We start from the raw sequence: 11,680 nt of genomic DNA on the forward strand, positions 1-11,680 counted from the left end.
CCTTTCAAAACGAGCCGTGGAGTACATGCAATGAGCCAGGACACGATCAAATTTGCCTACTGGGTGCCCAACGTCAGTGGTGGGCTGGTGGTCAGCAAAATCGAGCAACGCACCGACTGGGGCATCGACTACAACCGCAAGCTGGCCCAGATCGCTGAAGCGGCCGGCTTCGACTACGCCCTGTCCCAAGTGCGCTTTACCGCCGGTTACGGCGCCGAATACCAGCATGAGTCCGTGGCGTTCAGTCATGCCTTGCTGGCCGCCACCACGCGCCTGAAAGTCATCGCAGCAGTGTTGCCGGGGCCGTGGACGCCGTCGGTGTTGGCCAAGCAGATCGCAACCATCGATCACCTGACCGGCGGCCGGGTGGCGGTCAACATCGTGTCAGGCTGGTTCAAGGGCGAGTTCACCGCCATTGGCGAACCATGGTTGGAACACGATGAGCGCTATCGCCGTTCCGAAGAGTTCATCACCGCCCTCAAGGGCATCTGGACCACCGACAACTTCACCTTGCGCGGTGACTTCTATCGCTTCCACGATTACACCCTCAAGCCAAAACCACTGCAGCAGCACCCGGAGATCTTCCAGGGCGGCAGCTCGCGTGCGGCGCGGGACATGGCCGCACGGGTATCGGACTGGTACTTCACCAACGGCAATACCGTGGAAGGCGTCAAGGCGCAGATCGATGACCTCCGGGCAAAAGCCGCGGCCAACAATCACAAGGTCAAGGTCGGTGTAAACGCCTTCGTCATTGCTCGCGACACCGAAGAGGAGGCGCGGGCGGTCCTTGCCCAGATCATCGACCAGGCCGATCCCGAGGCCGTCAATGCCTTTGGCGATGCGGCGAAGCAGGCCGGCAAGTCCAGCCCGGAAGGCGAGGGCAACTGGGCCAAGTCCAGCTTCGAGGACCTGGTGCAGTACAACGATGGCTTCAAGACCAACCTGATCGGCACACCGCAGCAGATCGCCGAACGCATCGTCGCGCTCAAGGCCGTGGGTGTGGATCTGGTGCTCGCCGGCTTTCTGCACTTCCAGGAAGAAGTCGAGTATTTCGGCCGTAAGGTCCTGCCGCTGGTGCGTGAGCTGGAGCAACGCAAAGTGCCAGCCAAAACGGCGGCAGTCGCTTAGGCGCGGGAGGCAGCATGGGCACGTTCACCGACACTCTCGACGCGGCACCGGCCAGCTTGCCCCAGTGGTTGCAGCAACAGGCGCATCGGCATGGCGCGGATGTCGCGCTGCGCCATAAGTACCTGGGTGTCTGGCAGGAGCGGAGCTGGGCGCAAGTGGTCGACGAGGTGCGCCGTTTGGCGAGTGCCCTGCAAATCCGCGGTTTTTCAGCGGGCGCGACCCTGACGATCATCAGCCGACCTCGGCCGCAGGCGCTGCTTGCGGCCTTGGCCGTGCAGTGGCTGGGTGGCGTGGCGAGTCTGTTCGACCCGCTGGAGGTGGCGGCCGAACAGGTGCAACTGCTCGGCACGCTGCAGCCGGATTTCGTCCTGGTCGAAGGCCTGGAGGAGATGCTGCGTCTGCGTGCGGCGCAGGTGGCTGCACCTGTGCTGGTTTATCTCGACAAGCGTGGCCTGGCCGATTCGACGCCATTCGTTCAAGCGCTTGATTACGCCGCGCTGGTTGCCGAGCAGCCAACCAATGAACGGGCACCGCAGGGGCGAGTGCTGCAAACGGCCTTTGTCTTTTATCGCAGGGCTGGGCAGTCGATTGAAGAGCAACGCGTCAGCCACGCCGAGCTGCTGCAGGAGGGCCAGCGGTTGGTGACGCGCGAAGGCCTGGGACGGCAGGAAGAGGCATTGGCCGCGCGGGCGTTCGCCTCGGGCGGACAAACCCGCTATCTGCTGGCGCCCTGGTTGATAGCCGGTTTTCGCCTGAACTTTCCGGAGAACCTGGCGACCCGTGATCGCGATCGTCGCGAGCTTGGCCCGACTTTGGTGGCCGGGACGCGGGAAACCTATGAGCGTTTGTACCGTTATGCGCTGGAGCGTTTGCCGGCGCCGGGCAGTTGGTCGCGTGGGCTGGTGGACTGGGCGTTGGCTGCCCATCCCGACGTCCTGCAACGGCATCTGGGTGACTGGCTGGTGCGTCGGCCTTTGCGCGACGTGCTGGGGTTTTCCAGGACCCGCGCGCCGTTGCTGGTGGGCGATGCGTTGCCGCCCGAAACCCAGGCGTTTTTCCAGGCATTGGGTATCAGGGTTCGCCAGTGGGGCGATGCGGCCCACTGGGAAGCGCCGACGCATCTTGTGCAGCAAACCACCGATGGCTGGAGCGGGCTCCAGTCGCAATTGGCCTGAGAGGAGACGCACCATGACCGAGACGGCCACCGAGCATTTGCTGGAGCTGGAGCATATTTCGCTGTCATTCAAAGGCGTCAAAGCGGTCACGGACATCAGCTTTCGTGTCGCCACCGGTGAGATCTGCGCCTTGATCGGCCCCAACGGTGCCGGCAAGAGTTCGCTGCTGAATGTCATCAGCGGCGTGTACCAGGCCCAGGACGGGCACATCCGTTTTGATCGACAGGAGCGGCGCCGGATGCGCCCCCACGACGTGGCCGTACGCGGCATCGCCCGGACATTCCAGAACATCGCGCTGTTCAAGGGCATGAGCGTGCTCGACAACGTGCTCTCCGGACGTAACCTCAAACGGCGCAGCACTTGGATCGAGCAGGCGCTGCGCATCGGTCGCGCTCGGGCCGAGGATGACCGCCAGCGCGAAGCGGCCGAGCGCGTTATCGCGTTCCTGCATTTGCAGCCCTGGCGCGACACCCTGGTGGGCACGTTGCCCTACGGCTTGCAGAAACGGGTGGAGCTGGCCCGGGCGCTGGCGGCGGAGCCTCGGCTGTTGCTGCTGGACGAACCCATGGCCGGGATGAACGCCGCCGAGAAGCAGCAGATGAGCCGCTTCATCGTCGACATCAATCGTGAACTGGGCACCACCGTGGTGTTGATCGAGCACGATATCGGCGTGGTCATGGACATCAGCGACCATGTGGTGGTGCTCGATTACGGTCGCAAGATCGGCGACGGATCGCCCGAGGAAGTACGGCTGAACCCCGAGGTCATTTCGGCCTACCTGGGCACTCGCCACTGACACTGGATATTCGACGCCTTCCCACCAGGGAGGGCAGGCAAGTTGCGCCCGCAGAACAGGAACAGCGATGGAATTTTTCTTTGAAGTATTGATTGGCGGGTTGTTGGCGGGGGTGATGTACGCCTTGGTGGCCATCGGTTTTGTGCTGATCTACAAGGCCTCCGGGGTATTCAATTTCGCCCAGGGCGCGATGGTGCTGTTCTCGGCGCTGACCTTCGTCAGCCTGCTGGAACGCGGCGTGCCGTTCTGGCTGGCGTTCCTCATCAGCCTGGCGGCGATGCTGCTGATCGCCGTGGCCGTGGAGCGTGTGGTGCTGCGCCCTCTGGTCAACCGTTCGCCGATCACGCTGTTCATGGCCACCCTCGGGCTGTCCTACGTCATCGAAGGCTTCGCCCAGGCGCTGTGGGGCGCCCAGGTGCATGGCCTGGAACTGGGCATCAGCGACGAACCGCTTGAGTTGGGCGGGATGTTGTTGTCGCAGTTCGACATTTTTTCCGCGCTGACGGCGGCGGTCCTGGTGTTGCTGCTGTCCTGGTTGTTCAACAAGACCCGGCTCGGATTGTCGTTGCGGGCGGTGGCCGATGACCCACTGGCGGCGTTGGCCGTGGGTATCCGCTTGCAACGAGTGTGGGTGGTGGTGTGGGCGGTGGCGGGGTTTGTCGGGCTGGTCGCCGGGCTGCTCTGGGGCGCTCGCCTCGGTGTGCAGTTCTCGCTCTCGCTGGTGGTACTCAAGGCCTTGCCGGTGCTGATCATCGGCGGCTTCACCTCCATCAGCGGCGCGATTGTCGGTGGCTTGATCATCGGCGCCTCGGAGAAGCTGGCGGAGGTTTACCTCGGGCCCTTCATCGGCAGCGGCATCGAGAACTGGTTTCCCTACGTGCTGGCGCTGCTGTTTCTGCTGGTGCGTCCGGCGGGGTTGTTTGGCGAACGGGCCATCGAACGGGTTTAGGGGAACGCATGATGTTTTATCGAGAAGCAGGCCAGTTCAACACCCGCTATGCCCAGGACCGTCGGGTCTTCGCGCTGCGCCAGGACCGTCACGGACTCGTCGCGTTGCTGCTGTTTGCCTTCGTCGTGGTGCCCTGGCTGGGCAATGACTATTGGTTCAGCGCGATCCTGATTCCATTCCTGGTGCTGTCCCTGGCCGGGTTGGGGCTCAATTTGCTCACTGGTTATGCCGGGCAACTGTCCCTCGGTTCAGCGGCGTTCATGGCGGTGGGCGCCTTTGCCACTTACAACCTCGAAGTACGGGTCGCCGGTTTGCCGCTGTTGGTCAGTATCGTCCTGGGCGGGTTGACGGCGGCCCTGGTGGCGGTGCTGTTCGGCCTGCCGAGTTTACGCATCAAGGGCTTCTATCTGCTGGTCTCGACCCTGGCGGCGCAGTTCTTCGTGACCTGGGCGCTGACCCGGTTCAGTTGGTTTTCCAATAACAGCGCCTCGGGGGTGATCAGCGCGCCGCGCCTGGAGGTATTCGGGGTAAACCTCGACGCGCCGGCCGGCCGCTATCTGCTGACCCTGACGGTGGTGGTGGCGCTGTTCTGGCTGGGCAAGAACCTGGTGCGCAGCGAGTTGGGGCGCAACTGGATGGCGGTGCGCGACATGGACACCGCCGCCGCGGTCATCGGCATTGCGTTGGCAAAAACCAAGCTGCTGGCGTTCGCCATCAGCGGTTTTTTCCTCGGGGTGGCTGGCGCGCTCTGGGCCTTCGCTTACCTGGGCACGGTGGAGCCCCACGGGTTCGACCTCAATCGGTCGTTCCAGATTCTGTTCATCATCATTATCGGCGGCCTCGGCAGCCTGCTGGGCAACTTCCTCGGCGCCGCCTTCATCGTGCTGTTTCCGGTGTTGCTCTCGAACCTGGTGTCGCTGCTGCCCGGCGGGCTGATTGACGCCGGCCAGGTGGAGAACCTGCAGAAGATGATATTCGGCGCCCTGATCATTTTGTTCCTGATCAAGGAGCCAGAGGGCCTTGCGCGCCTCTGGCAGAGATTTCGCCAGCGCGCACGGCTGTGGCCATTGCGCTACTGAGCGATGCGCACAGCGCGGGTTTGCAGTTCCATTTTGTTGGCTTACCTATGGCTTCATAACAAGGAAAATCCGATGTTCAAACGATCATTCGCCAGCAGCCTGGCACTGGCCCTGAGCCTCACCGCCACGGCCTTCACCGTCCAGGCGGACAACGAACAATACTTCCCGCTGCAAAGCTATCGCGTCGGCCCTTATGCGGCCGGCGGCACCGGTTTTTTCGGCGGATTCATCGACTACCTCAAGTACGTCAACGCCAATGGCGGCGTGAATGGCGTCAAGCTGACCTGGAGCGAGTGCGAAACCGAATACGTGGTCGAAAAAGGCGTCGAGTGCTACGAGCGCCTGAAGAAAGGCTTGAACGGCGCGCCGGCGGCGGCCACCAACCCATTGTCGGTGGGTATTGCCTACGCCACCCTGGAGCGCTCGACGGCCGACAAACTGCCGCTGATCACCATCAACCACGGTCGTACGGACTCCACCGACGGCAGCGTGTTTCCCTACGTCTTCCCGTTGCAGTTGAACCCGTATTCCGAAGTGTCGGCGATCATCAACTACATCGGCCAAAGGGCCGGGGGGCTGGACAAACTCAAGGGCCTGAAGATCGTCACCCTGTATCACGGCTCGCCCTACGGCAAGGAAACCAACGAAGTGCTGCAAACCCTGGCCGACAAGTACGGCTTTGCGCTGACCTTGCTGGAGGTGCCGCACCCGGGCAACGAGCAACAATCGCAATGGCTGAATATCCGTCGGGAAAAACCTGATTGGGTGATCCTGCGCGGTTGGGGTGTGATGAACCCGGTGGCGCTGAAAACCGCGCAGAAAGTCGGTTTCCCGGCCGACCACATCATCGGCAACATCTGGAGCAATTCCGAGGATGACGCCGCGCCGGCCGGTGCCGCGGCCAAGGGTTTCATCGCCATCACCACGCACCCTTCGGGCACCGATTTCCCGGTGTTGCAGGGCATCAAGAAACAAGTGGTCGACGCCGGCCATGGCGACCTGGCCGATCCGAAGCGTTTCGGCACGGTGTATTACAACCTCGGCGTGGTCAACGGCATTCTCAACGTAGAAGCGCTGCGCATTGCCCAGCAGAAATTCGGCAAGCAACCCCTGACGGGTGAGCAAGTGCGTTGGGGCTTCGAGAACCTCAAGCTCGACGACGCTCGGCTCAAGGAACTGGGGGCGTTGGGCCTGGTGCAGCCGTTGCAGTTGTCGTGCTCGGACCATGAAGGCGGTGGTGCGGTGCGCTTCCAGCAATGGGACGGTGCGCAGTGGAAGCTGATCAGTGACTGGGTACAGGCTGACCGCGCTTTGCTGCGACCGATCATCGAAGCGTCTTCGCATCAGTACGCCCGGGAAAAAGGCATTACCCCGCGCGATTGCAGCAAGGAATCCTGAGGCATCGCGGCGGTCGGGCACACGCGTCCGGCCGTTACCGGAAAAGGTGAAACAGCATGACGACGAACGTGCCGATTCTGCAGATCGACGATATTGAAGTCCTCTACGAACAGACCATCCTGGCCGTGCGCAGCGTGTCGCTGGAGGTGGCAAAAGGGCAGGTCGTGGTGCTGCTGGGCGCCAACGGCGCGGGTAAAAGCACCACGTTGAAAGCAGCCTCCAACCTGGTGCGCGCCGAACGGGGCGAAGTGGTGCGGGGGCGGATCGTCTATCAGGGACGGGAGGTGACCCACAGCGCCCCGCACACCTTGGCGGCGAACGGCCTGGTGCAAGTACTCGAAGGGCGGCATTGTTTTGCCCAGTTGACCGTGGAGGAGAACCTCTTGGCCGGCGCCTTGGCGCGCCAGGTGCCGCGGCGCCAGTTATTGGCTGACCTGGAGTCGGTCTATGACCATTTTCCGCGCCTGAAACAGCGGCGCAGAAGCCTGGCTGGCTACACCTCGGGCGGCGAGCAACAGATGATCGCGATAGGCCGTGCTCTGATGGCCAAGCCGCAACTGGTCTTGCTCGACGAGCCGTCGATGGGCCTGGCGCCGCAGATCGTCGAGGAAATCTTCGAGATCGTGCGCCAACTCAATCAGCGCGATGGCGTCAGTTTCCTGATTGCCGAACAGAACATCAACGTCGCCCTGCGCTACGCCCACTATGGTTACGTGTTGGAAAGCGGCCGCGTGGTCAGTGAAGGCAGTGCCGAACAACTGGCGGCCCGTGGTGATCTCCAGGATTTCTACCTGGGAGCGCGAACGAGAGGCGAGCAATGTGCCGGAATTGAAGCGCAGCGCTCCCCCTGAATGGGCCGCCGTGGAACCGCTTTTGTGGCGAGGGAGCTTGCTCCCGCTGGGCTGCGCAGCAGCCCTAAAGCCAGTCACCGAGGCGTGTCAGGTGGATGTCAACCGCTTCATGGGGGCGCTGCGCACCCCAGCGGGAGCAAGCTCCCTCGCCACAGAGGTGTGGGCTCAGGTCGACAGGTTGATCACCCGACCATCGCGCGTGTCCAGCGCCGGGCGACGTCGATTGACCACCAGTTCGCCAATCCTGATCAGCAACGTGCGGGTGACATTGCGGCTCAGGCCCAGGAGGCTGGCGGTGTGGACCTGATTGCAATTGGCGTAGCGGTAGGCGGTGCGCAACAACTCGGCCTCGACCTTTTCATACAAGTCGCCATGCTCTTGCTCGAGCAGTTTCTCGAAGGCTTTGTGCAAGAGCGCCTCTGCGCTTTGAGGGGGCGCCTGCGGCGGGTTGTCCTGGCGTTCGATACGCAAGTTAGACAGGTGCAGGTCCTGCACGCCGATCACGTTGTTACGGCAAATCAACAGGGTGTGGTGGATGACATTTTCCAGCTCGCGGATGTTTCCCGGCCAGGAATAGTCGAGCAATTTGCGCTGCGCCTGGGCATCCAGCGTCACCTCTCCGTGCCCGAGCCTGCGGCTGTATTCGGCAATGAAGTGGCGGATCAGTGGCAGGATGTCACCGGGGCGTTCGCGCAGCGGCTTGAGCACCAGGCTCACCACATTCAGGCGGTAATAGAGGTCTTCGCGAAAGTGCCCGGCATTAATGGCTTTTTCCAACTGCACGTTGGTGGCCGCCAACACGCGCACATTGATCTTGATGCTCTTGCGCGAACCCAGCCGGACCACCTCGCGCTCCTGTAGCACCCGGAGCAACTTGACCTGGATCGGCAACGGCAAATCACCGATTTCATCCAGGAACAACGTCCCGCCGTCCGCTTCCTCAAACCAACCGGCCTTGGCCGTCAGTGCGCCGGTGAACGCGCCTTTTTCATGGCCGAACAACTCGGCCTCCACCAGGGTTTCGGAAAACGCCCCGCAGTTGACCGCAACAAATGGTTTGTGGCGACGGGCGCTTAGGTTGTGTACGTGGCGCGCCACCAGTTCCTTGCCGGTCCCGGTCTGGCCGATGATCAGCACGCTGGCGTCACTGGGCGCGACTTGCTGCAGGTGAGCCAGCAAAGCGCGGGAGGTGGGGTCTTCGAAGACCTGGGCCGTGGCACGAATCGAGGTGGCCAGGCCGGGAGAGGGGGGAAGCGTTAGAAGCTGCATGACGGTGGCCCGTTAATGAGATTTGCCGTGACTGAGGAGGGGTAAATGCCAACGTTCTTGAGGCAGTACCGCGAAGCCATTGGGCTTGAGACTTAATCTAAATGATCTAAAAAATAGACAACAAATAACCTTTAGTTATTTGCTTAGGGCTTTCGTCCCAGAATTCAGCACAGATCTATTGGTCATGTCGCCGTTAACGAAATTAATTGAAGTGACGATAAAAAGTTTTATTGACTAAAAAATAACATCGGGTAATTATTTCCCTGCATCTGCTTTCACGCAGAGTCATTTTGCAGGGGCAACCCGATGAATCAGAACACCGTGCCTTCACTGGCCAGTCTTTACGTCGAGACTCACGAATCGCCATTTGACGCACGCCTGGCACCTTCACTCATGCAAGGCTTTCCCGCCGAACCCCACCGCCGCGTCACCTGGCACAACTGGATGAGCCCGCCGTTCAACCAATGGGGTTTCCGCAACCTGGCGCGCTTGCGTCCTTCCATCGACGTGCAGGCCGGCAGCGGGCCGGTCAGCGCGTTCAAGCAGGCGCTCCAACCGCTGGATGAGCTGCATTTCGACAGCGAGTGTGGCTTGAGCATCAGCGTGATCGATCACCTGGTCGCCAGCCAGACCGATGCTTTCCTGGTCCTGCAGGGCGACACCGTACTGTTTGAGCGCTACTTCAACGGCCAGCGTCCCCAGGACCGACACATCATGTTTTCGGTGACCAAGTCGCTGATCGGTGCCCTGGGCGAGCAACTGGTCTGCGAAGGCTTGCTGGACCCTACGTTGACGGCCACGCATTACGTACCGGAACTGGCGGGCAGCGCGTTTGCCGATGCGACCGTGCGCCAGTTGTTCGACATGGCGGTGGCCGTCGATTACAGCGAGGTCTATGAGGATCCGGATTCAGAGAGTTCCCAATATGGTTACGCCTGCGGTTTCCAGCCGGCGCCCGCGCAGTACGCGACCTTCGAATCCCTGTACCAGTACTTGCCCTCACTGAGGAAGCGCGGCAGTCACGGCGGCTTTTTCCATTACGTGACGGCCACCACCGAGGCGTTGGCCTGGGTCATGGAGCGGGCGTCAGGCAAGGCCTGTCATCAGTTGCTGCAGGAGGTCTGGAGCCAGTTGGGTTGTGAGCGTGACGGCTACTTCCTGGCGGATCCCTGGGGGCGCAGCGTCGCCGGTGCCGGCTTCAGTGCGACCCTGCGTGACATGGCGCGCTTCGGTCGCCTGCTGGCCAACGATGGCCGCCAGGGTGGGGCACAACTGCTCTCGGCCGAGGCGCTGGCCGGTATCGCTGCCGGAGCCGACCCGGCGATCTACGCTGCATCCCCTGACTTTTCGAGCTGGACTCCAGGGGCGTCCTACCGCAGCCAATGGTATGTGTTCAACGACCACAGCCAGGCGCTCATGGCCGGTGGCATCCACGGTCAATACCTGTTCATCGACAAACCGTCCGGCGTGGTGATCGTCAAGCAGTCGTCCCTGGGCGAAGCCGTCAGCCCATTCGACGGCGATAGCGTGTGCATGTTGCGTGCCATCGCGGCGCAACTGACGCCCTGACTTCATCCGATAAACACAAGAATTTCGTTCCGCTCACCTGGCCCCGCCAGGTGTTGGCGCGGGTTTGCGCCGCCATTCACTGCCCTGTAACAACAATAATCACACAGGAGCTCCATATGGTTTCCATGATGCGTTTGTCCCGAACGTTCCTCGTGCTCGGGTTACCCTTGACCGCCCAGGTTGCCTGGGCGGGCTACACCTTCGAGGAGGGCAACCTCAAGGGCGAGGTCAACTTAACGGCCGGTGGTGCAGTCCTGTCCACCCGCAACGTCAACTTTGGCGGCGGCGTGGTGGACATGCGCAGCGGCAAGAATGGCGGCACGAAAATCGACTGGCAGGAGTTCTACGTCAAGCCGGGCATCAAGTTGGAATACGCCGTGCAGCCGGATTTCAGCCTGCTGGCCGGCGGCTCCCTGGTGGGGGCGACCACCTTCGGTGATGGCGATGCCGGTGGCTTCACCCGCAGTTCCGACGGCAAGGTGTCGACCGAAGAGTTCTATGGCGGTTTCCGGGCCGGGGAGTGGACGGTCACGGGCGGTCGCCAGAACTACATGATCGGCAACGGTTTCATCGTGATGGATGGCAACCTCGACCAATTGAATGACGGTGCCTACTGGCTCGCCCCACGCACTGCCTTCAAGGATTCGGCGGTGGTCGCCTGGGACCATGGCGCGTTGAAGGTCCAGGGTTTCAGCCTGGCAACCGACAGCGACCTGGGTGACTTTCGCATGAGCGGCGTGAACCTGGACTACAACCTCGACGACCAGGTGACGCTGGGCGCCACCGCGTTGAAGGTCAAGGCCCTGGGCCCCAAGGGCAGCACATTGCCGCGCCGCCGCGATGGCATGCTGGTGTACAACGTCAGGGCCTTGAACGCTAAGCTCCCGGGCATCCCGGACCTGACCCTCAATGCCGAATACGCCCTGGAGCGAGGCAGTGGCGAAGGCGTGGATTACGATGCCAAGGCCTGGTACGGCCAGGCGGATTACACCTTTGGCACGCTGCCGTTGACCCCGGTGATCGGCTACCGCTACGCGAGCTTTTCCGGCGACGACAACCTCACGGACAACCGACAGAAAGCCTGGGACCCGCTGAGCAAGGGTTTCGTCGACTGGGGCACCTGGCTGATCGGCGATGTCGTCGGCAACTACCTGCTGTTCAACAGCAACGAAAACGTCCAGCAGTTCTCACTCAAGACCCACCTCAACGAAACCCTTACGCTCGGTGCGATCCACTACCAGTTCTGGCTCGACGAAAAAAACTATATGGGCACCGCTGTCAGCGACAAACGGTTTGCCGACGAGAGTGTAGTCTTCCTGGATTGGGCGCCGTCGAAGTCGTTGTCCACCTCGCTGTCCTATAACTGGGTCAAGCCCATGGCAGCGGCCAAACAAATCTTCGGCGACGACCGGAAATTCAGCGCGCTGGAACTCTACTTCACCTACCGCTATTAAGTGCCGCGAGCC

General features: G+C 61.9%; 10 protein-coding genes. 9 read left to right on the forward strand and 1 reads right to left on the reverse strand.

What is annotated here, in order from left to right:
* Nucleotides 1-30 precede the first annotated feature (30 nt).
* The 7 genes from sfnG (at nucleotide 31) to Q7F16_RS02260 (ending at nucleotide 7,376) form a co-directional block, all read left to right on the forward strand.
* Nucleotides 31-1,128, forward strand: a complete 1,098-nt coding sequence (sfnG, locus tag Q7F16_RS02230; RefSeq protein ID WP_046062314.1) for a dimethylsulfone monooxygenase SfnG — start codon at nucleotides 31-33, stop codon at nucleotides 1,126-1,128.
* A 14-nt stretch (nucleotides 1,129-1,142) separates the two neighbouring features.
* Nucleotides 1,143-2,303 (forward strand): AMP-binding protein, encoded by a 1,161-nt coding sequence (locus tag Q7F16_RS02235; protein ID WP_409555531.1) that lies wholly within the window; start codon nucleotides 1,143-1,145, stop codon nucleotides 2,301-2,303.
* Nucleotides 2,304-2,316: 13 nt separating this feature from the next.
* Entirely contained in the window at nucleotides 2,317-3,099 is a 783-nt protein-coding gene (locus tag Q7F16_RS02240; protein WP_409555532.1) for an ABC transporter ATP-binding protein, read from the forward strand.
* Between the two features lie 67 nt (nucleotides 3,100-3,166).
* Nucleotides 3,167-4,048, forward strand: coding sequence for a branched-chain amino acid ABC transporter permease (locus Q7F16_RS02245; protein ID WP_046062317.1), 882 nt, complete (start codon nucleotides 3,167-3,169; stop codon nucleotides 4,046-4,048).
* Between the two features lie 11 nt (nucleotides 4,049-4,059).
* On the forward strand, nucleotides 4,060-5,127 hold the full coding sequence (locus Q7F16_RS02250; RefSeq protein WP_409555613.1) for a branched-chain amino acid ABC transporter permease: 1,068 nt from the start codon (nucleotides 4,060-4,062) through the stop codon (nucleotides 5,125-5,127).
* A 72-nt stretch (nucleotides 5,128-5,199) separates the two neighbouring features.
* Complete coding sequence (locus Q7F16_RS02255; protein ID WP_014338467.1) at nucleotides 5,200-6,525, forward strand: ABC transporter substrate-binding protein; 1,326 nt, start codon at nucleotides 5,200-5,202, stop codon at nucleotides 6,523-6,525.
* A gap of 56 nt (nucleotides 6,526-6,581) precedes the next feature.
* Nucleotides 6,582-7,376 (forward strand): ABC transporter ATP-binding protein, encoded by a 795-nt coding sequence (locus Q7F16_RS02260; RefSeq protein WP_409555533.1) that lies wholly within the window; start codon nucleotides 6,582-6,584, stop codon nucleotides 7,374-7,376.
* A gap of 165 nt (nucleotides 7,377-7,541) precedes the next feature.
* Here the strand turns inward: Q7F16_RS02260 and Q7F16_RS02265 are convergent, their stop codons facing one another.
* Nucleotides 7,542-8,645 (reverse strand): sigma-54 interaction domain-containing protein, encoded by a 1,104-nt coding sequence (locus Q7F16_RS02265; RefSeq protein WP_046062321.1) that lies wholly within the window; start codon nucleotides 8,643-8,645, stop codon nucleotides 7,542-7,544.
* A gap of 306 nt (nucleotides 8,646-8,951) precedes the next feature.
* Between Q7F16_RS02265 and Q7F16_RS02270 the strand changes: the two genes are divergently transcribed.
* Entirely contained in the window at nucleotides 8,952-10,214 is a 1,263-nt protein-coding gene (locus Q7F16_RS02270) for a serine hydrolase domain-containing protein (protein WP_409555534.1), read from the forward strand.
* A gap of 116 nt (nucleotides 10,215-10,330) precedes the next feature.
* Entirely contained in the window at nucleotides 10,331-11,668 is a 1,338-nt protein-coding gene (locus Q7F16_RS02275) for an alginate export family protein (protein WP_409555535.1), read from the forward strand.
* Nucleotides 11,669-11,680 lie beyond the last annotated feature (12 nt).

Source organism: Pseudomonas sp. Lb2C2 (genome assembly GCF_052112205.1).
GTDB lineage: Bacteria > Pseudomonadota > Gammaproteobacteria > Pseudomonadales > Pseudomonadaceae > Aquipseudomonas > Aquipseudomonas kilonensis.